Annotated in this window: 14 protein-coding genes; 4 read left to right on the top strand and 10 right to left on the bottom strand. The window is 53.6% G+C overall.

Translation table 11 applies throughout. The annotated features are described in order from the left end of the window. Positions 1-466: 466 nt before the first annotated feature. The 5 genes from J7I43_RS14615 to J7I43_RS14595 are packed head-to-tail and all read right to left on the bottom strand — an operon-like array spanning position 467 to position 9,097. The gene (locus J7I43_RS14615) at positions 467-2,791 is read right to left on the bottom strand and encodes a GH92 family glycosyl hydrolase (protein ID WP_209146460.1); all 2,325 of its coding nucleotides are present in this window, start codon (positions 2,789-2,791) and stop codon (positions 467-469) included. After that, positions 2,788-3,690, bottom strand: coding sequence for an ROK family protein (locus J7I43_RS14610; protein WP_209146459.1), 903 nt, complete (start codon positions 3,688-3,690; stop codon positions 2,788-2,790). The genes J7I43_RS14615 and J7I43_RS14610 overlap by 4 nt, the downstream gene beginning before the upstream one ends. A gap of 9 nt (positions 3,691-3,699) precedes the next feature. Then, positions 3,700-5,013 carry an MFS transporter gene (locus J7I43_RS14605; RefSeq protein WP_209146458.1) on the bottom strand — a complete coding sequence of 438 codons (1,314 nt, stop codon included), beginning with the start codon at positions 5,011-5,013 and terminating at the stop codon, positions 3,700-3,702. 3 nt (positions 5,014-5,016) lie between these two features. Continuing rightward, positions 5,017-7,344, bottom strand: coding sequence for a GH92 family glycosyl hydrolase (locus tag J7I43_RS14600; protein ID WP_209146457.1), 2,328 nt, complete (start codon positions 7,342-7,344; stop codon positions 5,017-5,019). Between the two features lie 10 nt (positions 7,345-7,354). Continuing rightward, a complete protein-coding gene (locus J7I43_RS14595; protein WP_209146456.1) occupies positions 7,355-9,097 on the bottom strand; it encodes a class I mannose-6-phosphate isomerase in 1,743 nt (580 codons plus the stop codon). 201 nt (positions 9,098-9,298) lie between these two features. Here J7I43_RS14595 and J7I43_RS14590 point away from each other — a divergent pair, with 201 nt between their 5' ends. The 3 genes from J7I43_RS14590 to J7I43_RS14580 all read left to right on the top strand — a co-directional run bounded on the left by J7I43_RS14590 (position 9,299) and on the right by J7I43_RS14580 (position 13,932). After that, on the top strand, positions 9,299-10,030 hold the full coding sequence (locus tag J7I43_RS14590; RefSeq protein WP_209146455.1) for a GntR family transcriptional regulator: 732 nt from the start codon (positions 9,299-9,301) through the stop codon (positions 10,028-10,030). Positions 10,031-10,319: 289 nt separating this feature from the next. Beyond that, positions 10,320-12,410: an alpha/beta hydrolase gene (locus J7I43_RS14585; RefSeq protein ID WP_209146454.1), complete on the top strand. Its 2,091-nt coding sequence runs from the start codon at positions 10,320-10,322 to the stop codon at positions 12,408-12,410. A gap of 28 nt (positions 12,411-12,438) precedes the next feature. Next, positions 12,439-13,932, top strand: coding sequence for a glycoside hydrolase family 28 protein (locus J7I43_RS14580; protein ID WP_209146453.1), 1,494 nt, complete (start codon positions 12,439-12,441; stop codon positions 13,930-13,932). A 75-nt stretch (positions 13,933-14,007) separates the two neighbouring features. On the opposite strand, the gene J7I43_RS14575 is transcribed toward J7I43_RS14580, so the two are convergent. The 4 genes from J7I43_RS14575 to J7I43_RS14560 all read right to left on the bottom strand — a co-directional run bounded on the left by J7I43_RS14575 (position 14,008) and on the right by J7I43_RS14560 (position 20,929). After that, the gene (locus J7I43_RS14575; RefSeq protein ID WP_209146452.1) at positions 14,008-15,591 is read right to left on the bottom strand and encodes a RagB/SusD family nutrient uptake outer membrane protein; all 1,584 of its coding nucleotides are present in this window, start codon (positions 15,589-15,591) and stop codon (positions 14,008-14,010) included. A gap of 12 nt (positions 15,592-15,603) precedes the next feature. Then, complete coding sequence (locus J7I43_RS14570) at positions 15,604-19,047, bottom strand: TonB-dependent receptor (RefSeq protein ID WP_209146451.1); 3,444 nt, start codon at positions 19,045-19,047, stop codon at positions 15,604-15,606. A gap of 84 nt (positions 19,048-19,131) precedes the next feature. Further along, on the bottom strand, positions 19,132-20,256 hold the full coding sequence (locus tag J7I43_RS14565; protein ID WP_209146450.1) for a FecR family protein: 1,125 nt from the start codon (positions 20,254-20,256) through the stop codon (positions 19,132-19,134). A gap of 88 nt (positions 20,257-20,344) precedes the next feature. Further along, positions 20,345-20,929, bottom strand: coding sequence for an RNA polymerase sigma factor (locus J7I43_RS14560; RefSeq protein ID WP_209146449.1), 585 nt, complete (start codon positions 20,927-20,929; stop codon positions 20,345-20,347). Between the two features lie 217 nt (positions 20,930-21,146). Here J7I43_RS14560 and J7I43_RS14555 point away from each other — a divergent pair, with 217 nt between their 5' ends. Then, entirely contained in the window at positions 21,147-22,088 is a 942-nt protein-coding gene (locus J7I43_RS14555) for a DUF5996 family protein (protein ID WP_209146448.1), read from the top strand. Here J7I43_RS14555 and J7I43_RS14550 read toward each other — a convergent pair. After that, positions 22,079-23,323, bottom strand: a complete 1,245-nt coding sequence (locus J7I43_RS14550) for a thioredoxin family protein (protein ID WP_209146447.1) — start codon at positions 23,321-23,323, stop codon at positions 22,079-22,081. The two genes, J7I43_RS14555 and J7I43_RS14550, sit on opposite strands and share 10 nt — an antisense overlap. Positions 23,324-23,831: the final 508 nt, after the last annotated feature.

The following is a 23,831-nucleotide window of genomic DNA, read 5'->3' as shown; positions in this document are numbered from 1 at the left end:
TAACATGTCATGTTCCTCGCAATTTTTCGATTGAATGTTCAACTGTAGATATTACATCTGTTTTGGCTCCCCTCGTGGTTGCCGCGTTAGCTTCGATAGTTAAGTAAATTGATTCCTCGCAATTTCGATTTTGGTTTGATGTCAATAATGTCCGGGCTAACTTTAGTGGATAAACTTCCCGCCAGCGCTCTAATTAAAGGAAGAAACTTCTTTAATAGCGCTGATAATAACTAAAAAACAGCTCTCTCTCACGGTATACTTTTACGAAAGTAGTAAATACTTTTGAAAAAAAATAAAAAGTAGAAGACAATTTTAAGAATGATAGATTGTAAAAATATGCTTGATAAGTTCATAAATTAAGAGAATGGTTATCAGCAGTTTCGATATAATGACATCATTATCATATCATTACAAAAAAAGCCGCATCGAAATGCGGCTTTAATCGGTCTATTGTTTTCCATGTTACTTACTTTCTGTAATCGTCCCTCGGCTCCTTCCCCATCTCCAGCACCAGCTTCCCTCCTTCCATCACCTTTTTAAATGGCACAAAAGGCTCGTCCAGCTTTTTACCGTTCAGCGAAAGGGATTGCACGTATATGTTTTCCCCGCCGCCATGGCGCGTTTCGATGGTAAAGGCGCCGCCTTTGTAATATTTATCGCTGAGCTGTATGATTACCTTATCAAACAACGGACTGCCAATACCCAGCTCCGGCGCAGTTTCCGCCAGCCCCTTCACATCGAACAACCCGATGGACGAGATCACGTACCAGGCGCCAAGCTGCCCCTGGTCTTCGTCTTGCCCATACCCGTAACCATGCACTCCTTCCGTTCCATAAAACTCGTTGCAGATCGTGCGTACCCATTTTTGCGTCAGCGAAGGTTTGCCCGAAAAATTAAAAAGCCATGGAATGTGCAGGCAGGGCTGGTTTCCCTGGTTATACAACCCTTCCAGCCCCGAAAACGCATCGATGGTAGTGCCACCGCCGAATTTGTTTTTACGGGAAGTTTCAAAGATGGTATTGAGCCTGTAATTAAAACTGTCTTTGCCCAAAGCGCTCACCAGCCCGCGTGGATCATGCGGCACATAAAATGTGTACTGCCAGGAATTGCCTTCCTGGAAACCGCGCCAGGGCTGCGACGGATTGAAGTTTTCGATGAATTGCCCGCTGGCGTATTTCGGCCTGATAAGTTTCAGCGATGTATCGAACAAATGTTTCCAGCCGCCGGCAAGTCGCATCAGCTCTTTGTAATCCTCCGTTTTTCCCAGCAGTTTTGCCCATTGCGCCACCGCGTAGCTGCTGAAGGAATATTCCAGCGTATGCGATGCCGCGAACATCCAGGTTTCCGGCCATCCGTCCGCTTTTTCGATATGATCTACATACCCGTATTTCCTGAACCGGTCGATGTCTAACTTTCCAGCGCCACGCGGCCGGTCTTTGCCCTCCAGTTCGTTTTTCAGCGAAGCCGCATATGCCTGTTGCACATCAAAATCACGGATGCCGGCCATGTAAGCCCCCGATATGGCAAGGCTCACGAAGTTGGTACCTACGCCGGACACAAAACGGCTGTTGGCAATGCCGTCCGCCAGCCAGCCTGCATCCTGGTAGATCAGCAACTGGCTTTTGATCCAGTCGGAATAATATTCGGGATACGCGAGCGCCCACAATTGCGTGAGGTTCCAGAACCCACCCCAGATGGCATCTGTATTGTAATGATTATGCAACGGTTTCCCGTTTTCTCCCAACGGGATCTGACCGGTTTCCCCGTTATTTTTCGGGTAAGCGCCGCTCACATCGCTGGCGAGGCCGCGCCCCAGCAGTGAATGATAAAGACCGGTGTAAAATTTCACCATGTCCGCCTTCAACGGCGATTCTACTTTGATGCGGCCCAGGTAACTGTTCCAGCTGGCGATTGCGTTTTGTTTCGCTTTGTCGAAACGCAGGCCGGCAGCCTCCGCGCGCAGGTTTTGCCGCGCGTTTTCCACCGAAGTGTAAGACAGTCCCGCTTTGATCGTGACGCTTCTTTTTTTGCCGTCGTTGAAACTCAGGTACAATCCCGCGCCCGGCCCTGATATGCTGTCTGCGCTTTTTTGAATATCGTTTTTCCTGAACACGCCGAACGCATCAGGCGCGGCATCCAGCTCCGCGGAAAAATACATGGTCACTTCCGCGCCGGGCTGGTATTTCTCTACATACACTGGCAATGTGGTTACCCAGCCTTCGATGCGGCCGTCGGGCAGGCGGTATACTTTCGCGTCTTTCACAGGGCCGCTTTCACCCTGCTGGTTGCCGATATCAAAAAGAATATGCGCGGGTTTGCCAGCGGGAAAACTGTAGCGGTGAAAAGCCACGCGCGGCGTGGAGGTGAGTTCCGCTTTGATACCGTAATCTTTCAGCAGCACGGAATAATAACCGGCCGTGGCATGTTCGTCTTTCCTGTCGAACCTTGAACGGTAGCCCTCTTCCGGCTTTTCCAGTTTACCCGGCACTGTTTGCAGCTCACCGGTAAGCGGGGCGAATACAATACCGCCCACCTGGAACTCGTGAAAATTCGGAAAACCTTCGATGGAAGTATGGCGGTAATCGTAGCCCGTGGCTTCCCACCCGTGCACGTTGCCGTAGCTGCCATTGGTAGAGGGCGCGGGTTTTGCCATGCCGAAAGGCACGGCGCCCGGCGTGAAATGGAACCAGCGGCAATGCGCGGTGCCGATCAGCGGGTCTACATACTGCGTATATTGCGCCCGCGCCGCAGGGCAGATCAATGTCAAAAACAGGATCAGTCGGATCTTCATTGTGTAGGGTTGAGTGTGAAAGGCTGTCCGTCCCAGGCGCTCGCTGCGCCCAGCAGCGGCGCTTCTTCGCCCAATAATGCCTTTTGTATATGGATGTCCGGGAAATGTTTGTTCAATTCCAGCATCATGGCGCCGCTGAAACGCGGCCATGCATGCGCAATGTTGCCGCCCACCACTACCGCTTCCGCAGGATGATGCTGCAGGAACATCACAATGAACCGGCCCAGGCTGTTGCCGAATGTTTCGAATATTTCTTTGATAACCGGCTCCGCCTCCGCTTTGCCGCTCAGTTCGGATACGCCGCTGACGCTACGCCCCGTAAGCTCTTCGTAACGTTTTTTGAACCAGCGCGTAGAAATAAAATCTTCGGCGATCGATCCGTCGAAAGGTATTTTCCACATGTCCGCGTTCTCCGCCTTTCCATTCACGCACACGGCGGAGCCCAGGCCGGTACCCAGCGTTACGCCGATGGAAGTGATGTTTTCGCTGACGGTCCCGCCGAATACTTCGCCCTGTAAAAAACAGGCCGCATCGTTGGTAAATTTGATGCAGGGCCCTTCCAGCCCCAGTTCTTTCGCAAGCAGCTCACGGATATTCAGCTTGTACAGCGATTCGAATTTCCCCTGGTCTTTGATATAAGAAATACCGTTTTCATAATCGAGCGGGCCAGGCATGGAAAGGCTCACTTTCGAAATGTTCATTTCCCCGCGCGCCTCCGCCAGCGTTTCGCTCCATGCACCGATCAGCTCCGCCGCTTCGGGGCAGCAGGGATCGGTTTTACGCCGCGCCCAGGTAGAACGGACCACCTGCCGCGCCGTCATATCCACCACGGCCGCCGTGATATGCGAGCCGCCTATGTCTGCGCTGAGCACAAAAGCGCCGTCTCCTGTGTTTTCCATGTCATGTTTTTAATGATGATAACTCCATTCGTTTTCGATCTGCTCCAGCGTTTTGCCACGGGTTTCAGGCAGCAGCCTGTATACCGTTACCAGCGCCACGAGACAGGAAAACGCGAAGAAAAAGAAAGTGGACGCTGTGCCGAAACTGTCTATCAGCACCGGCGTCAGCTGGCCCACGATGGTATCCGCGATCCACATCACCATAATGCTCACTGCCATGGCCCTGCCGCGGATGCGCGCCGGGAATATCTCGGAAGCTACCACAAATTTCAGCGGCCCGATGGAAAATGCAAAGCAGGCAAGGAAAAATAACACACATACCACCAGCAGCATGCCGTTGGTCTGCCCCGTATAAAAACACAGGCCGGTGAGAAAAAGCGCCACCGTAGCGCCGGCCGTGCCTGCAATATACAAAGGGCGCCGGCCCAGGCTGTCTACCTTCCAGATCGCCACCAGCGTGAACAGCATGTTGGCCAATCCGAATACCACCTGGCTGGCCAGCGAGTTTTCCAGCGTAATGCCCGCATCGTTCAGGATGCTCGGGCCGTAATAAATAATGGCGTTGATGCCGCTGAACTGCGAGAACAGCGGCAGCAATATGCCGATCAGCATGGCTTTCCGCAGCTGCGGCGAAAACAGTTCGCGGTAGGAAACATTCTCGCGGCTTGCCTGCCCGCGCTGTGCCAGCCATCTCGGGCTTTCGGGCACAAAAAACAGGCCGGCCAGGAAAAGCAAGGAAGGGATCACTTCTATCGCGAACATGCCGCGCCATACCTTGCTGATGAAGATGTAACTGAAAATATCGTCTGCGGCGGACAATGCATTGTTCAGCGAATAACCGAGCAAACCGGCATTGGACAAATACGCCAGCAAAATGCCGAACGTCAGCGCGAACTGGTAGAAAGTGACCATGCGCCCACGCACACTGGCCGGCGCGATCTCGGAAATATACAGCGGCACCACGTTGGATGCCAGGCCGATACCGATGCCGCCCGCAATACGCGCCACAATGATCCACGACAATTCGGGAAGAAAAGCGCAGCCCAGGCCGGACAGGAGGAATAAAACCGCCGATAAAACGAGCGGCTTTTTCCTCCCGAACCGGTCGGACAGTTCACCGGATAAAGCCACACCTATTATGCAGCCCACCAGCGCACAGGATACAAACCATCCTTCCTGGGCGGCGCTTAACGAAAATTCTTTTTGCACCAGCGGTAGGATGCCTGATATCACGGCCATATCGAAGCCGAATAAAAAACCTCCCAGCGATGCCACCGTGGTTACGATTGCGAGATAAAACCTGTTGTTGATATCAAAAGGCATGCATTATTTTTTTACGGGCGCAGACATGGATGGCGGTGCATCTTCGGGCCTGCTGCCCCATTTTTCATTCGGCGAAGCGCCCATTTCGAGAACCAGGCTGCCGCCGTCTACCAGGTCCTTATGATAGAACCAGGGTTTGTTCAGCGCCTTGCCGTCCAGCTTTGCGGACTGAATGTAACGGTTTGCGTCAGACGTGTTGCGGGCTTCGATGGTGAAGGTTTTCCCGGTATAATATTTATCGTCGAGATGAATGGTCACCTTTTCGAAAAGCGGGCTGCCGATCTCGTAGAACGGTTTCACGGAGGTACCGCCTTCCGTCTGGAACAGGCCCATCGCGCTCATCACGAACCATGCGCCCATCTGGCCTTCGTCTTCATCACCCAACCAGCCGTGCAGCGGCGTGGAACCGTAATATTTATTCATGATCTCGCGCACCCAGTTCTGCGTCAGCCAGGGCTTGCCGGAATAGTTGAAAAGATATGCCGCCTGCATGTTCGGCTGGTTGCCGTGATTGATAGGCACCTGGTCATAATGGTCGCCGTCTGCGTTAAAATTGAAACGGGAAGACTTCACAAAACCATCGTTCAGGCGGTTGTTAAACTCGTCTTCCCCCATCAGGTTCAAAATGCCCTGCACGTCGTGTGGATTAAAGAAACTGTACTGCCAGGCGTTGCCTTCGAGGTAACCGGGGCCGCTGAAGGAAGTGCAGCAAAACGGCGTCCAGTCCTGCACCCAGCTGCCATCGCGTTTTTTCGTGCGGATGTATTTCGTTTCCTTGTCGAATACATTTTTATAATTGCCGGCCCGTTTAATGAAGACCTCGTATTCTTTTTTCTTACCGAGCGCCTTCGCCATCTGCGCCACGCACCAGTCGTCGAATGCGTATTCCAGCGTGTTGGACACCTGGCCTTCTTCGTCAGGCACATACCCCAGCTCCAGGTACGACGCGAAAAAACGGTTGCCCGCATAGCCACCGCACTCATGTTCTTTGCCCGGCTCCGTTTGCTGGTGCACCATGGCTTTAAAAGCGGTTTCCACATCAAAATCGCGGATGCCTTTCTGGTAAGCGCTGGTGATCAGCGCGATCTCGTGCGAAGCCTCCATGATACCGGAATATTCGATGCCGGCGGGGCCTTTCGGCAGCCAGCCGCCGTGTTTGTACACTTCCAGCAAAGAGCGCACCCAGCTGGCCGCAAGGTCTGGATTGGCCAGCGTCCATAACTGGTTGAGGTTCCAGAACGTGTTCCAGAAAGCGTCGCAGCCATATACCGGCGTGTTGGGGCCGGCCTGCTGCACACGCTCGCACACGTCCACATATTTGCCGTTCACATCGCTCCAGGTGGTGCGGGCCACGTAGGAACGGTAGAAGTTGGTGTAGAATTTCTTTTTGTTCTCTTCGGTGCCGCCTTCCACGGTGATCTTGCCCAGCAGTTTGTTCCACACGTTGCGTGCGTTGTTGCGCACCTGGTCGAAATCCCAGTTAAAAGGGTTCATTTCCGTTTCCAGGTTCAGCCGCGCCTGCTCCGTGCTTACCAGCGAAATACCAGTCTGCATCAGGATCACTTCGCCTTTTTCCGTTTCGAAATGCGCGTAACCGCCCACGTCTTTTTTACCGGTAACGGAGGTTACGTCTTTCATGATGTTGTTGCCGTTCCAGCCGCCGAAACTTTTGAACGGTTTGTTGAAACGGATCACAAAATGCACCGTGTATTCATTCCAGCTCCATTTCTGTTTGGAATATCCTTCGATCTCGCGGTCGCTTACTTTGATAATCTTCGCGTCCAGCACTTCGGGCGTGTTTTCGGCGAAAAATTCGAGATCGATGACAATGTTGGTTTCCGTGGCTTCGGGATAGGTGAAACGGAAGAAACCCGCGCGGGTGGTGGCCGTCAGTTCGGTGTGAATGTTGCCGTTGAGCAGCGTAACCGCATAATAACCGGGACTGGCCTTCTCGGAAGATTTGTCCACACGGGAACGGTAACCGGTGGTCCAGCCGGTGGTAGGGCCGTCTGCCGGGCCCATGCGGGTGTTCAGCGCGCCCACGGTGGGCATGATGGACAGGCCGGACATGGTCCAGGAGTGAATGTGGCTGAAACCGCCCACGTTGTTGAGCGTGTATTCATAACCGGATTTCCAGACGTTCCCCTGGTTGTCCGGGCTAAGCTGCACCATCCCGAAAGGCATGGTGGCGCCGGGGTTCAGCATCCAGCGCGATTCGGAGGTGCCCAGCAGTGGATCTGCATAGTCCACCGGTTGTTTATCCTGCGCCTGGCTGCCGGCAGCGAAAGCTCCGAGGAACAGCAGCAGCATGTATCTTTTAAATCCTGACATGCGATTTATTTTACAGCGTATCTTTTAAAAATGCTTTAACAAGTTTGGCAGCGCCGCCGCCATTGTTGGTAACACGGTATGCGACGGCCGCGGCAGGCACCACGAATGTTTCCGCATAACTAAAAACGGCTTTGACGCCATTGGCGGTTTCGATGGAAACGGATTCTCCTTCCACGAGCATCAGCACGTGAAAACTCCCGTCTGTATTCACTTCCATCGATCGATCGAATTCGAGGCGGTGAACATCGTAATAATGGTCTTTATGCGTAGGCAGGTGAACGACTTTTCCCGCCGCATCTTCTTGCAGCACCACGGGATGCGAGATCAATTCCTGCCTCACCTTCTCTCCTTTCCGTTCGAAACGCAGGTTATTGAAGGCATGCTCGATGTTGATGGATCGCGGCTCGCCGTTGAGATCGAGGCGCAGCCAGTCGTACATCTTAAAAGTGAAAATATAGGGCGTGGCCGAGATCTCCAATACCAGGTTATTTTTCCCCGCGCTGTGCACCGTTCCGTTCGGGATCAGGTATAGCTCGTGTTTGGCGGCTTTGAAACATTGCACGTACCGCTCGATGTCCACCGGCTGATTCTTTTCCTTGCTTTGTTCCAGCTGCTGCCGGAACTCCGCCGCGTCGATGTTTTCCTGGAAACCGAGGTAAACAGTCGCATCGGCTTTTGCGTCGAGGATGTAGTAGGTTTCGTCCTGCGTGAAGTTTTCGCCGAACTGCTGCCGGATATACTCCACGGAAGGATGGCATTGTATGGAGAGATTGCCGCCTTCCCAGGTATCGAGGAAATCGAACCGGACGGGGAACTCATATTTGAACGTTTCCGCGTGTTTGCCGAGCACTTCGCGGTAATGCAGGAACATCAGGAAATCGAACGACACTTCCAGCAACCAACCGCCGCTTTCGAACACGAGCCCGTTTTCCGGCACGATCAGTTCGAACGACCAGGCATAGTTCACTTCGTTTTTGTCCAGCCCATCGATCCTTTCCTTCATCCATTGCCCGCCCCAAGCGCCCGGCTCGAACCAGGGTTTTACGCGGAACACGCTGCCGCTGAGCTTTTGCATGCCTTGTTTCAACGAACCGGCCGCCATCCAGTTCAGCGAATCTTTCCACTGCGCGTCGCCGATCACCGCGATCTCGTTCACGATGCGGCATTTATGTTCGTTGAGCACCACCCAGTCCACGAAATAAAACCGTTTGTACATTTCGGAGGAACTGCCTGCGGAAGAAGCGCCCAGGTTCAGGACTGTACCGGCTTTCATACGGTATTGCAATTCATTTTTCGGCAGATCGAGGTAGATCAGCGGCGCGTCGTTTTTCACGAGCGCCGCGCCGGTGCCGATCACGATATTGATATCAAAAACAGCATCGGCAGACAGCTGTGCAAGCCCGGGCAGGAAAAAATCGCCGATATCCAGCGCGGCTTTAGTGCCCCACACCGAACCGGGCGTGCCGATATATGGCGCCACCATCTTTTCTATTTCGGCCGAAGGTTTCAGGTAACCGGCCGTTTCCGTCCATTTCACGCTGAGGCCCGCGTGGCGGAACTGTTCGTCCAGCAGCTGGCGCACTTCTTTCCAGAACACGCCGACAAAACCGTCGATCCTGACGGATTTCCGTTCCTTGATCCATTCCGCCAGCGAGGCATAGCCGTTGAAGATCTTTCCGCCGGCCAACGAATGGAACGGGTTGATGTCGTACCCGCGGCGACTGCCAGCGACCGTAACCTGTTGCGGCATCATGGGTTGGGAGGTTTTTCTCCATTTAGTTCCTTTTGCCTGCGCACTGCCTGCAACATTTGGGCTAATCTCCATAACTGAATAAATACGATTTTACATGTTGAATTGTTATTCCCAGACTAGGTCGGCAACGGAGCCATATGTACAAACATACATACATAATCCATAGATACAAACTTTTTTTTCTACTTTTGGGTTACCAATATGAAACTCAGTATCGATCACAGGAGTGCTGTTCCCCTGCATCTCCAGGCTGAAGAATTGCTTCGCAAGCTCATCAAAGACCCACATTTTGCCGACGGCAAAATGTTTCCCAACGAGGTAGAGCTCGCTAAACAGCTCGCTATTTCCCGCACTACGCTGAGGCAGGCGCTGAACAAACTCGTATACGAGGGTTTGCTGATCCGCAAAAAAGGCGTGGGCACCCGTATCGCCGAGCCTTCCGTAAGCTCCAAATCCAAGAACTGGCTGAGCTTTTCGCAGGAAATGCAGGCCCGCGGCATTCCCATCCGCAACTTCGAATTGCACGTCAGCTGGGTATATCCGGAAGAAGCCATCGCTAATTTTTTCGGTGTTGACACTGCCAAAAAAGTACTGAAGCTGGAACGCCTCAGGGGCAAGCAGGAAGAGCCTTTCGTGTATTTCATCTCCTACTTCCACCCGCGCGTGGGCCTCACCGGGGAAGAAGATTTTAAACGCCCGCTGTACGAGATCCTCGAAAAAGACCATCACGTGATCGCCAGTCTTTCAAAAGAAGAGATCAGCGCCAGGGCCGCGGATAAATTCGTGGCGGGAAAGCTGGAAATAGAGCCGGGAAGCCCGCTGCTATTGCGCAAACGGTTCGTGTACGACCAGGGCGACCGCCCCATCGAATATAACCTCGGGTACTACAAAGCGGAAAGTTTCGTGTACACCGTGGAAAGCCGCCGGACATAATAAAACGATATCCGGCTTTTGGGCGTAGACCTGGAAATGATTCATGTACATACATTCTTACAAATATTGGATATTAACCATGCTATCCTCGAAGTGATCAAAACCGTTGCGAATAAACAAAAAACTTTATCTTCCATACTACCACGCCCCTTTTCAGTTGTCTAATTTATAACAGCAAACAGTTTGTATGTCGTGTTATGAAAAAGCCGCCCCCGGCATGGGGCCTGAATGTCGTATGTTTAGAAGAATTCCAATAACCAGGCTTTGCGCCCGCCTGTACGCAGCGTGTATGATCGTGCTGCTGGCCGCCGCCAATGCAAACGCACAGCAGGAGCTCGATGTGCTTCAGAAATGGATGCAATACAGCGATGCGCCCAATTCCCTCTATCATCATCTTGCCGCGGAAGCTTTCGTGCACCTTGAAAAACGCGCGGAGGAAGTTTCCGCCCTGCAATCTCCCACGCAATGGGAACAACGCAGGCTATGGCTCCGGAAAACGCTGCAGGAAGCCGTGGGCGCGTTCCCGGAAAAAACGCCGCTGCACGTGAAAGTGACCGCCACGCTGAAAAAGGATGGTTTCCGGGTGGAGAACATCGTGTACGAATCGCAGCCCGGTTTTTTTGTAACCGGCTCGTTGTTCGTCCCGGAACTGAAAAAAGGCGAAAAAGCCCCGGCCGTATTGTATTGCAGCGGCCATTCCGCCACCGGCTACCGCTCGGCCGTTTACCAGCACGTGATACTGAACCTCGTGAAAAAAGGTTTCGTCGTGTTTGCGTTTGACCCGGTAGGACAGGGAGAGCGGCTGGAATATTACGATGCCGCGACCAAAAGATCGAAACACAAATGGCCGTCTAACGAACACTCTTACCCCGGCGCACAGCTGTTCATGAATGGCCGTACGCTGGCGATGTACATGATCTGGGACGGCATCAGGGCGGTAGACCTCCTGCTTTCGCGGAAAGAAGTGGACGCTTCGCGCATCGCGGTTACCGGCCGTTCCGGCGGCGGCACGCAAAGCGCTTATATCGCGGCATTCGACGAACGCATCAAAGTGGCTGCACCCGAAAATTATATCACCAGTTTCACCCGGCTCTTTCAATCCATTGGCCCGCAGGACGCGGAACAGAACTTCCCGGGCGGCATCGCGCGCGGGCTCGATATGGGCGACCTGCTGATGGTACGCGCGCCCAAACCCTGCCTGATGATCACCACTTCGCGCGATATGTTTTCCATACAAGGCGCGCAGGAAAGCGCCCGGGAAGTTGCCGCGATGTATGCCGCTTTGGACGGAAAAGAAAATTTCCAGATGGTGACGGACGATGCGCCGCATGCCTCCACCAAAAAGAACCGCGAAGCGCTGTACGCGTTCCTGCAACAACATCTCGGCAGGCCGGGAACGGCTGTGGATGAGGATGTACAGCCGCTGAGCGCGAAAGAACTGCAGGTAACGCCCACCGGGCAGCTCAGCACTTCGCTGAAAGGCGAAACCCTCTTCAGCCTTCACCTGGTACAAGCCAAACAGCAGCACGCGCGGCTTGAAAACGCCAGGAAACAACCTTCCTACATTCCGGCCATGCTCGATTCCGCGCGGATACTTTCCGGCTATCGTGCGCCGGCCGTTGCCGCTTCGCCGGTGTTCACCGGCCGTTTGCGGAAGGAGGGATATGTGATTGAAAAATATTTCATCAAAGGCGAAGGCGATTATGTGGTGCCATACATTCTGATGAAACCGGGAAACGCGGGCGGCAAAGCCGTTATCTACCTGCATCCCGCCGGAAAGGCGAAAGACGCGGGTGCGGGCGGGCAAATGGAATGGCTGGTGAAACAGGGTTTTACTGTTCTCGCGCCGGACATGATCGGCACCGGCGAAACCGGCCCGGGTATTTTCCAGGGCGATTCCTTCATCGACAGCATTTCGTATAATCTCTGGTTCGCCGCCGTTCAAACCGGCCGCAGCATCACCGGCATCCGCGCGGGCGATGTGGCAAGGCTTGCAGGCGTGCTGGCGCAAAATGGGGTGAAGGAAATATCCGGTCTTGCGCAGGAACACATGGCGCCCGTTCTGCTGCACGCCGTCGCATTCGATAAAAACATTTCACGGGTAGCGCTCGTTCATCCCAGTGCATCATGGTACAATATTCTTTCCAGCCGCACTTACGAACCAATGCTGATACAAAGCGCCGTGGCCGGTGCAAACGGCGTGTACGACCTCCCCGATCTCGCCGCCAGCCTCGCTCCTAAAAAATTGCTGATCGCGGGTGAAATGGACGATGTTTCATTCCTCCAAAATATTTACCGGCAACAACATGCAGAAGACCGGCTAAAAACCGTACCCCTGGCGGATGTACAAAACGCGCTGCTGTGGTGGCTCAATGACTGACGAAACAATCAAAAAAATGATGAACATAATGAAAAAAACAGGATGGCTTTGGCTGTGCGCCCTCTCGTTTCAGGCAGCCGCAAACGACTACCTGATCACGGATTTCGGCGCAAAACCCGGCGCGGGCAACATCAACACCGCCGCTATCAATAAAGCCGTCGGTGAATGCCATGCGAACGGCGGAGGCCGGGTGATCGTTCCCGCGGGTATTTTCAGCTCCGGCACGATCGTCCTAAAAAACAACGTGGAACTGCATCTGCAAATGGGCGCCACATTGCTGGCCAGCGCAGCGAAAGAAGATTTCCCCACACAGCCGCAGCCGCGTTACCGTTCGCAAAAAGATCCCGGCGGATGGCATGCGCTCATTTATGCCAGCGAAGCCGTCAACATCGCGGTAACCGGCCCCGGCACCATCGACGGCAACGGCGCCAAACACCCCGGCAACCCGAAAAACAAACTGGGCGGCGATATGGACGGCCGCCCGCGCAATATCCTGTTCATCTCCTGCCGCAACGTGCGCGTGGAACAGGTGCGCATGCTCAACGCCGCCATCTGGAACCAGCATTACCTCGATTGCGAAGACGTAACCGTGGATCGCATCAACGTGTACAACCACGCCAACCGCAACAACGACGGCATCGACATCGACGGTTGCAGGCGGTTTATATTGTCCAATTCAGTGTTCGATACGGACGATGATGCGATCGTGATCAAAAGCACGGGCGCGGCCGCTACGGAAGACCTCCTCATCACCAACTGCATCGTGTCCAGCTTCTGCAACGCCATTAAAGCCGGCACCGAATCCACCGGCGGGTTTAAAAACATCGCCATTTCAAACTGCGTGATCAAACCCAGCCGCAACGAACATCCGCCGATCTACGGCAATGCGAACGGCATCGCGGGCCTCTCCCTCGAAATCGTGGACGGCGGCGCCATGGAAGGCGTCAACATCAGCAACGTGACCATCAGCGGCTCCAATTGCCCGTTGTACGTTCGCCTTGGCAACCGCGCCCGCAAACACACGGCAGACGCCCCGGCGCCCCCTGTCGGCACCATGAAAAATATCGTGATCAGCAATGTGACGGCTTACAATACCGGCAATTATTGCTCGTCTGTCACCGCTATTCCGGGCCATTACGTTGAAAACATTTCGCTTTCCAATATCCAGTTCTTCAACAAAGGCGGCGTTCAGCCCGGCGGTTACCTGGCCGGTTTTAAAGACGTGAAGGAAGATGAAAAAGGTTACCCCCAGCCCACCGTATGGAAAGAACTACCTTCCTCCGGGCTTTTTATCCGCCACGCTAAAAACGTACAGATCAACGGCCTGATGCTCGGCTCCGCAGCGCAGGACCCGCGCCCGCCGGTGATGGCGGAAGATGTGGAGGGGCTGCAAATAAAAAACATAGCGAAAATCGAAAATAACGGCGCTTCTCATTTTTTTATCGGCAACGATGTAAAACATCTGCAGGTGGAAACGCCTGCAGGTTGGGAAAAGCAGCTGATGAAAACGACCGGCCAATAAAAAATCTACATAAAAATCAAGTCCCGCTTCCGTGTAAAACAGAAGCGGGACTTGCTTTTTTCAGCGGTGTTTATCTTATTTCCAGAGCGGGTTTTGTTCCATCGCTTTGTTCAGTGACATTTCAAGGCTGGGGATCGGCAACAGTTTGTGTTTTTCTTCCACATTGTTGTAGCCGCGCGTGGCGTATTTCAGGTTGGCGGGCGCATTCGCTCCGTGATCGGCTCCCACGGCTTTCATCACCGGGATAAAGATGCCCCATCGGATCAGGTCGTGTTTGCGGAGCGCTTCAAAAGTCAGCTCCCTGGCGCGTTCCTGCTGTAATGCAGACAAGAAAGATCCATGGTCCATCCCGCTGAAATCGGCCCCGGTGATATCCGTCGCGTCCGGCAACAGTTTGCCGTAACCGCGCCTGCGCACCTGGTTGATGGCGTCGTACGCGGCGGCGGAGGGGCCTCCGTTCACTTCATTGTCCGCCTCGGCGAACATCAGCAGCACGTCTGAATACCGGAGCATTGGGAAGTTCGTCGGGCCGTAATCGGTACTTCTCGGCAAAAATGTTTCGTATTTCCTTCTCCATTTTCCGCAGCTCCTGGAATAGATGTCCGTGGGCGCTTTCTCGACTTCTTCCGTTCCTTTGTTGCCGCGGAAGCTGTAAGGCGCGATGTTCCAATCGCGGCGCAGATCGCCGGGCGCGTACATTTTATAGAGTGTGCCCGTAGCGCCGATCCTTTCATAAGCGTAACCCGCCACGTTGTCGCGGTTAAGCGTGGACGCATAGTTCACGAAACGGCCGCCCATCTTCAGCGTTTCGGTGCTGTTGCCGTAAAACTCTATCTCCCACAGCGTTTCATTGAATTGTGTATCGTACAGGTCTGCCGTCTCGTTGATGAACACTTGTTTATAATCGGCGTTCAGGCGGTGAATGCCGGATTGGATCACACTGTCTGCCCAGGCCCGCGCGTCCGCGTATTTGCTCACGTCCTTCAGCGGCTCGCCTGCCATTTTCAGGTACACCCGCGCCAGCATGCCCATGATCGCGGTTTTCGATATGTGCGTCGGTTTTCCGGTAACCGTGTAGCTGTTCACGAGGTCTTTGGCGGCGATCATGTCTCCCACGATCTGGTCAAACACCTGTTTGGAGGGCGTTCTCGGGTTGTCCGTATTCCGGCTGTCTTCCGTAGGATCGAGCATTAGCGGCACATCGCCCCAGAGCGAAATGAGCTGGAAATACATAAACGCGCGCAGGAAAAGGGTTTCGCCTTTGATCACATTCCTCGCGCCTTCGCCCATCTCCGGTTTGTGGATATTGGCCAGCAGGTAATTGGCGCGGTTGATGCCGATGTAAAGGTCTCTCCACACCTGGTCTACATACGTATCCGCGGTATTATGATCGTACGCCATGGCGTTGGCGGCGCTGGTCGTATTTTTATAAAATGCTTCGTCGCTGCCGTGGGCAAGGAACAAAGACAAATAAAGCCCATAGGTGGAAGTGGTGGTCAGCGATGCGTATACGCCCGCCAGCGCTTCGTTCAGCTCCTTTTCAGTGCTGTAATACTGTTCGGGTGAAGAAAAATCCTTCGGTTTGGTGGCGAGGAACTTTTTGCAGGAAGTGCCGGCCAGCAGTGTGATCGCAATTAACAGGACGAGTGATTTTTTCATGTTCAGCTTCTTTTATAATGTCATGTTAAGGCCAAAGGTGATGGTTCTGGCACGTGGATAAACGGAGTAATCGAAACCGGGTGTGAGCGCGGAATCAAAGGCGGACACCTCGGGGTCGAAACCGGAATATTTCGTCCAGGTGACCAGGTTTTGCGCGGATGCGTACACGCGCAGGCTGCTCAGTTTTATTCTTTTTAAAACGCCGGCGGGAATATTATATCCCAGCGCCACCGTTTTCAGGCGCAGGTAAGAACCGTCTTCCACGAGGCGGGTGGAATAACCGAAATCCGCCGGGCCCTGCCCGTTGGTGCGGTAGTAGGTGTTGTTCTGGTTTTCCGGCGTCCAGCGGTTTTCGTAAGTGGCAAACATGTTCTGGTGCATCCTGCCGCCGCCTTCAAAAATGATGCGGTTGGCATTGAATATTTCCTGCCCGACGGCGAACTGGAAAAACACGTTCAGGTCAAAACCTTTCCATGAAAAATTGTTGGTAAAACCGCCGGTGTAATCCGGGTTGGGATTGCCGATCACTGTACGGTCGTCTGTATTCACTTTTCCGTCCCCGGTGATATCTTTGAGGCGGATGTCTCCCGGCTGCGTCTGCGCGCGGTTTGTACGGTATGTAGCCACGCCGTCTTTAAGCGCATAAACGCCCGGGCTGGTTTCATCAAAATCGCTGTACTGGTAATTGCCTTCCCAGATGTAGCCGTAATACTGCGAGATGGGCGCGCCCACTTCAGCGATATACAACGGCACTTTGCTGAAGTCGAGGTTCCAGGTGAGGATAGACAGCAGTTCGGTCTGGTTGTCCGCCAGCTGTACCAGTTTGTTTTTGTTGAAGGAAATATTGAAACCTGCGTTCCACTTCAACGCGGTTTTCCGGAGAATATCGCCGTTGAGCGTGAACTCCAGGCCGCTGTTCTGCACTTTGCCGATATTTTTGAACGCCTCCGTGAAACCCATGGAAGTGGGCAGTTTGGCGTTCAGCAACAGGTCGGAGGTCATTTTTTTATACGCGTCCGCTTCGAGCGTGAGGCGCTGGTCGAAGAAACCGAGGTCCAGCCCGATGTTACTTTGACGCGTGCTTTCCCATTTCAGCATTTTCGTGCCCAACTCGGACAATATCGCGGCTTTCACCGGCAGGTTGTCGAAACTGTAAGCTATACCGGCCGGCAATGTGATGGCGGAGAGATAAGCGAAGTCAGACACGCGGTTGTTGCCCGTTACGCCGTAGCTCGCTCTCAGCTTGGCATTGGAAATAAAACGAAGCGATTTCATGAACGCTTCTTCGTTGATCCTCCAGGCCACGGAGCCGGAGGGAAAGAAGCCCCATTTGTTGCCGTCGGAGAATTTGGAGGAGCCGTCTGCGCGGAACGACGCCGTCAGTAAATATTTATCGCGGAAGGTGTAATTCACTCTCCCGAGAAACGACGCAAGCGTAAAAGAAGACGCGCCGGAATTGACGGTCACCGGCGTTCCTTCCCGGAGGCCGGCTACGCCCAGGGCCTCGTTGGGCACCTGGTTGGCGGCATAACCGTTCCGTGCGCTGTTGCTGCTTTGCGCGGTAAAACCCGCCACCGCGTTGATGCGGTGCGAGCGGTTCAGTTCTTTGTTGAAGGTGAGGGTATTTTCGTTCAGATAACTGTTCCTTTCCACAAAATTCACCGAACCGTTCACGCCAAAGTTTTTCCCGGCCTGGGTAAACGGGCTGCCCGTCGCGGTTTTGCTGTTATTAAACGCTTCCGTTTTGATCTTTTCTTTGGTCATGCCGCCGGTTACGCGCAGCGTCAGGTATTTGCCGATTTTGTATTCCGCAAAACCGTTCACCATCGTTATATCCGAAAGCGTTTGCCGGTGCTCGTTCTTCACCGAATACAAAGGATTGAAGCGGTAATCGCTCAAAGGGTCCACCACATCGTCTATTTCCTCGTCGATCAGCGCGCTGCCTGAATTGCCGGTTACCGGCCTGAAACCCCACACGCTGTACATCAGGTTGCTGGAAAATACCGAGCCCCTGCCGGTAGCCGGCGTGGTGCCGAATTTGTCGAGATGGCTCAGGTTGGCGTTGATGCCTACTTTAAAATTATCGCTGATGGCGGTTTCTACATTAAGACGCCCCTGGAAGCGGTCGTAACCGGTGTTCACGATCACCCCGTCCTGGTTGAGGTACGACCCGGAGATCAGGTATTTGGTGGCTTTGGTGCCGCCGCTGATGGAAATAAAATGGTTTTGCATGGGCTGTATCCTGAAAATTTCGTCCTGCAGGTCGAGCCCTTTTACGTTGCGGTATTCTTCGATGCTTTTGCCGTTGGCGAGATAAGCGGGATTGGCGAGCGCGCTGTCGCGTTCCACCTGGTACTTTACAAATTCGTAAGGTTCCATCAGGTCCATTTTCCGGATATTCTGCTGGATGCCGTAGTAACCGTTGTAAGTGATCACCGGCGGGCCTTCCCGGCCTTTTTTGGTGGTGATGATCACAACGCCGTTCGCGCCGCGCGCGCCGTAAATGGCCGTGGCGGAAGCGTCTTTCAATATTTCGATGCTGGTGATCTCGGAAGGATTGATGGCGTTGTTGTCCGGGCTTTCCATCGGGAAACCGTCTATCACGTACAACGGCGAGTTGTCTTGCGTAACGGAATTGTTCCCCCTGATCACCACCCTCATGTCCGCGCCGGGCTGCCCGTCTGAAGAGCTTACCTGCACGCCCGCCACGCGGCCGGCCAGCGCTTCTTCAAAAGAGCGCACGGGCGCTTTATGAAAATCTTCCATCTTCACCGATGCAATGGAGCCGGTGAGGTCTCTTCTCCTGGTTTCGCCATAACCCGTTACCACTACTTCTTTCATGGCCGATGCGGTGGGCGATATTTTTACGGACAGTTCCCGCCCGTTTACCACCGCTTCTTTTTTTTCGTAGCCGATAAAGCTGATCACTACTACGGCGCCGTCGGGCGCGGCGATCCTGAAATGACCGTCCTGGTCGGTTACCGCGCGGGCGCTGCCGCCTTTTACCATCACGGAAGCGCCGGGTACGGCTTCGCCGCTTTCATCGTCTGTCACCCGGCCGGTAATGGTACTGTCCATTTTTTGCTGGGGCGCGGCTTCCTTTTTTTTGATCACGATCATACGGTCGTCTATGTAAAAGCTCAGCGGCAAACCGGCGAGACAGCGTTGCATGGCCTGCTGCACGGTTACATTTTTGACCTGGAGGTCTACTTTGTCGATTTTGCTGATAAGATCTTTATCATACATAAAATCGTAGCCGCTTTGTACGCGGATGAGCTTGAGGATCTTCTCCAGCGGTGCGTTCTTTTCGTTGATGGTGATGTTTTGCGCGTAGCCCGAAGCGGCGCTGGCCTGTAAAGCGGCGCTTAACAGCATCGCGAAGGCGAACTTCATAACGAGCGGAAACGTGGAGGCATAGCGGGGCCGCTTACCTTTCCCGGTAATTTGTTTGAACATTCAATCGGTATTTTAGTTGATAAATGCCCGGGCCTTTTTATCAAAAAGGCTTCTCATGCCAGGGCTTATTGGTAATATTCCAGCTTATCTGATCACTTTGATCGTCCTGTCTTCTATCCTGAATTTAACTCCTCCTGTTACTTCCAGCATCTTCAGCACTTCGGCAATATTTCTGCCGCGCGATACTTCGCCGCCGATACGGAACGGTTTCGGATCGTATTCATATTCCACGTCTACGTCGTACCAGCGCGAGATCATGCGCATCACGGTTTTGAAGTCCTGCCCGTTGAAGATGAACTCGCCATTTTTCCACGCCGTGGCCGCTTCCGTTTCCGTGTCGCGGATGCTGATCGTTCCGTTATGCAGCACCGACTGCTGGCCCGGCTTCAGCAGGCTGCCGTTCACTTTCACGGCCCCTTCCAGCAGGGTGGTTTTTATATCGGGCTCGTCGTGGTAAGCGTTGACGTTGAAATGCGTGCCCAGCACTTCCACTGTATGCCCGTTGCTGATCACTTTGAATGGTTTGCCCGCGTCTCCGGCCACTTCGAAATACGCTTCGCCGGACAATTCCACGCTACGATCCCGCAGTCCCGCGAACGACGCCGGGAACGTGAGCGACGATGCGGCGTTCAGCCAAACGCGCGTGCCGTCCGGCAGATCGATCCTGTATTGCCCGCCGCGCGGCGTGCTGACGGTATTGTGGCTGGCCGCCCCCGTGCCTGCGCCAGGTTCGTAAGCCAGCTGGCCTTCCTTTGTTTTGGAAATACGCGTATCTCCCTGCCGCGCCAGCTCCCCGTCTGCCGCGTCCGTCAACGAAATGGACTGGCCGTTGCCGAGCGTGAGTATCGCTTTGTTGCTTCCCGGCAGGATATTTTCCTGCTGGGCCGCAACCGGCTGCCGGACAGCGCCCGTTTCACGGCCTTTCATCAGCCAGACCAAACCCGCCGCAACCAGCAACAGGACGGCCGCAGCGGCCGCAGCCCTGTACAGGCTGAATATTTTACGGCGTGCCGGCGGGCGGCTGATGCCCGCTTTTTCCAGCGTTCCCGCCCAGATCTCCGTGTTCAGATGTTCGAAGAAATGTTCGTCGCCAAGCTGGCGGCCCGCCGCCTCCGATTCGTACCAACGCTCTACCATGGCCCGTTCAGCTTCGCTGGCGGTGCCTTCGGCGTATCTCGTCAAAAGTTCTTCTGCCTGTTGTTGGTCCACAGTAATTGTATTGTGCCCGGAGGGCGGCTTTAATAATAAGACAACCGGAAAAAGGGAAGGTAGTACCCGGGTCCAAAAAAAATTTCCGTCAGCGTATCCATGCCAGCAAAACGATCGCTACCGCGCCCGAATCTTTCAGGTTCAGCCTGATCTGCTGCAAGGATTTATGCATCTGTTTTTTTACTGTTTTGTCTGATATGCCGAGCCGGCCGGCAATCTCTTTGTAGCTCAGGTTTTCTTTCCGGCTGAGCTCGAATATCTCTTTCATTCTCGGCGGAAGGCCCTGTATTTCCCGCTCGATGGCGGCCGCGAGGTCTTTTTCGTCCAGCTGCTCGAGCGTGGCGGTGCTGATCCCGTTGGCAAAACGGCTGAGCGAATCGAGGTATGCGCTGTGGAATTTGGTTTTCCTGACGAGGTTGATCACTTTATGACGGGCCGATACATATAAATAACCGGCCAGGTTGGAGTAGTGCTGTTCCCGTTTTATCCATATTTCGCTGAACACCTCCTGTATCACGTCTTTCGCTTCTTCCTCGTCCAGCAGCATTTTGTATACGTGGCCGTAAATAACCCGCCAGTAACGCTCATAGATCTGTGCAAAGGCAGACTGGTCCCCGGACTTCAGCAAGCCCGCCAGTTCCAGGTCTGATAGTTGGCTGTATGCATGATCCATAATGTGGTTGATAAAAACTTCCTGTAATTTCCAGACGGTACGTCTTGACACAATATTAAAAAATTGTTTTGGTTCACGACCATCTAATTCGCAACGGCTGTTTTGCGGGACGCAACAATTTAGCGGACAAGCGCTTGCACGGCTGTTAATTACTGCTGTTAAGCGCAACTTAACGGCGCTTTTGGTTGTTAAGATAACGTACCTCAATATATTTTTTATGCAAAACAACTGGCCTGTACTGGATTATTCCAGCTGGAAAGATACGCTTGCCACCGTTCACCTCTGGACGCAGATCGTGGGCAAGATCAGGTTGAGAACAATGCCCTGGCTGAACCATTCCTGGCATGTTACGCTGTACGTGACGCCCTTCGGCCTCGGCACGGGCAGTATGCCGTATGATCCGGGCATTTTCGGGATCGGTTTCGATTTTGTGCATCACCGGCTGGAAATCACCACCAGCAAGGGAGAGCGGGAAACGATCGAATTAAGGCCGATGACCGTCGCGGATTTTTACAATGAAGTGTTTAAAAAATTAAAGCAGCTGAAGATCGACGTAACGATCCATGCCGCGCCGAGCGAAATGGAAAATGCCATTCCTTTTTCGGAAGACCGGGTGCATCAATCCTACAACCCCGAACAGATGCAGGCGTTCTGGCAGGCGCTGGTAAACGTGCATACCGTGCTCACCCGCTTCCGCACGCGGTTTACGGGCAAATGCAGCCCGGTGCATTTTTTCTGGGGCGGGTTCGACCTGGCCGTAACCCGTTTCTCCGGCCGCGATGCGCCGCTGTACCAGGGCTCCACGCCGAATATGCCCGATAAAGTAATGCAGGAATCGTATTCGAAAGAAGTGAGCTCCTGCGGTTTCTGGCCGGGTAATGATCAGTACCCGCACGCGGCCTTCTATGCATATGCCTATCCCGCCGCGCCCGGTTTCGGGGAACAGCCTTTAAAACCGGAAGGCGCGTTTTACAGTGCTGAAATGGGAGAATACCTCTTGCCATACGCAATAGTGCAGCAATCTGCCGACCCTGAAGCCGCGCTGATGGACTTTTTTCAGACCACGTACGAAGCGGCGGCCAACACCGGCAAATGGGACCGCGTGGCATTGGAGTGCGACCTGTCTTCTTTTGAAACGGAATTCGGGTGTTACCGTTGAGCCGAAAGCGTGCGCAGGCGGCTCACCAGTTCGTCGAACCGGTTATCTGCGGGCATCAGCTCCCGTAAACGCAAGGCCCAGCGCAAAGCATCTGCCAGTGCGGGATCTCCGGGATCGAGCGTTTTGGCGAACGCGGTGGCTGATTCGTACAGCGGCATGGCGAGCTTGCGGGAATATTGATTGACGATGAATTGTTTTTCTTCCTGGAAACCCGGGATCTTCGTGCTGTCCCGCTCGCCGGTGAGGAAGGGTTTCATGGTTTGTTCGTAAAGTTTCGCGTCTTCCGCGCGTACCGAATCCATCGGTATGTCCATCGACCGGCCGACCAGGTTGTACCCCGTTTTTTTCAAGCCCGCAACATCTTTTACCATGCCGTAATACATCATGCGCATCCGGCTGGCGCCTTCAAGTTGTTTTGCGGTGAGCTCCGGTTCCAGCTGCGTGATATAAGCGAGTATCTGCTTCACCTCCACGGGCCTGCCTTCTTTCATCGACGCTCCGCTGGCCGTGTAGAGCAGCGCGGAGTACAGGCGGGCGGCAACTTTTTTCTTTTGTTCCGCGTTCAGCTTGTCGTAATGCGTCATTACAAATTCAAGCGCATTGCTGCGCGCGCTGGAAAGTTGTTCGCTGAGATACAGCAGTTCGCCTTCCGTCGAAAGCCTGCTGACAGGCAGCGTTTCCAGATATGCATTCAGTGCGGTAGTATTGTCGAGGCCCAGTTCGGCCGTGCGTTTGAGATATGCGCGCAAGAAATCCGCATCGCGTTTCCCGTTTTTGAATTGTGTTTCAAAAAAGCTGATGGAATTATTGCCGGCTACACTGGAAGCCATGGCCTGTTTCGCGTTAGCGGCCAGCATTTCCGGGGTCTGAAAGCCTACGGCGCGGTATAGCAGCGAGCCTTTTGCATCGAGGTAGAGATAGGTGGGATAAGCCTTCACCGCGAATTGCCCGGCGAGCTGAACGCCTTCGCCCTTTTCCGCGTCCAGCCGATAGTTGATGAACATGGCGTTGTAACTGTCTCCCACATCTTTTAAGGGGAATATTTCTTTGTCCATCTGCTTGCAGGGCGGGCACCAGTCGGTGTACACGTCAACAAATATCAGCTTGCCCTGTTTCTGGGCGGTTTGAAGCAATTCGGCCCAGGAACCTTCAAAAAACTGTACGCCCGGAGCCGTGTCTGCCGCTGCTGCGGAAAAACTTATCAATGAAAGGAGCAGTATTTTCAGGATGCGCATGTTCTAAAAATACCGAATACGCGGGACAATAGGTCTATTTTTAATAAAAAAGAAAGCAGCAGGATTATCGAAGCATCGCCACAGCGGCTTTACGGAATATTTCTGCAACAAGAAACAGTCGCCGCCGGAAGGGATCGCCGAAGAAAAAATCGTCAGCAGGACATTACATCTGCTTTAAAAAATTCCGCTTCGTTCTCTGGATAACAAAATAAAAAGCCGGAAAAAATTCCGGCTTCTTTTTCTTACACATTTGCCAAGTTGAAAGTATACGTATTTTGAAATTACCCGCCAGGAATGGCCGGTACGCCTTTCATACGGTTATGCGTCAACATAACCTGTCCAATATTGTAGTCCTTTTTATCGGTTTTAATTTTACCATTTCACTTTCAGTTCCGAACGCCTGTTCTCCCTGTATTCTTCCTCGCTGCAGGGCACGCCGTCCTTGCATTTGTTCACCGGTTCCAGCTCGCCTTTGTTGCTGTAATACAACCGTTTCGGGTCGATGCCT

The sequence above is a fragment of the Chitinophaga chungangae genome, assembly GCF_017742215.1.
In the GTDB taxonomy this organism is placed as follows: Bacteria; Bacteroidota; Bacteroidia; order Chitinophagales; family Chitinophagaceae; genus Chitinophaga; species Chitinophaga chungangae.
Note: the sequence above shows the minus strand (reverse complement) of the source record. Positions and strands in the feature narration are given on the sequence as shown.

Coding starts and splice junctions, on each gene's coding strand:
- J7I43_RS14615 (WP_209146460.1), bottom strand. CDS start 2,791: ATGAAGATCCGACTGATCCTGTTTTTGACATTGATCTGCCCTGCGGCG.
- J7I43_RS14610 (WP_209146459.1), bottom strand. CDS start 3,690: ATGGAAAACACAGGAGACGGCGCTTTTGTGCTCAGCGCAGACATAGGC.
- J7I43_RS14605 (WP_209146458.1), bottom strand. CDS start 5,013: ATGCCTTTTGATATCAACAACAGGTTTTATCTCGCAATCGTAACCACG.
- J7I43_RS14600 (WP_209146457.1), bottom strand. CDS start 7,344: ATGTCAGGATTTAAAAGATACATGCTGCTGCTGTTCCTCGGAGCTTTC.
- J7I43_RS14595 (WP_209146456.1), bottom strand. CDS start 9,097: ATGATGCCGCAACAGGTTACGGTCGCTGGCAGTCGCCGCGGGTACGAC.
- J7I43_RS14590 (WP_209146455.1), top strand. CDS start 9,299: ATGAAACTCAGTATCGATCACAGGAGTGCTGTTCCCCTGCATCTCCAG.
- J7I43_RS14585 (WP_209146454.1), top strand. CDS start 10,320: ATGATCGTGCTGCTGGCCGCCGCCAATGCAAACGCACAGCAGGAGCTC.
- J7I43_RS14580 (WP_209146453.1), top strand. CDS start 12,439: ATGAAAAAAACAGGATGGCTTTGGCTGTGCGCCCTCTCGTTTCAGGCA.
- J7I43_RS14575 (WP_209146452.1), bottom strand. CDS start 15,591: ATGAAAAAATCACTCGTCCTGTTAATTGCGATCACACTGCTGGCCGGC.
- J7I43_RS14570 (WP_209146451.1), bottom strand. CDS start 19,047: ATGTTCAAACAAATTACCGGGAAAGGTAAGCGGCCCCGCTATGCCTCC.
- J7I43_RS14560 (WP_209146449.1), bottom strand. CDS start 20,929: ATGGATCATGCATACAGCCAACTATCAGACCTGGAACTGGCGGGCTTG.
- J7I43_RS14555 (WP_209146448.1), top strand. CDS start 21,147: ATGCAAAACAACTGGCCTGTACTGGATTATTCCAGCTGGAAAGATACG.
- J7I43_RS14550 (WP_209146447.1), bottom strand. CDS start 23,323: ATGCGCATCCTGAAAATACTGCTCCTTTCATTGATAAGTTTTTCCGCA.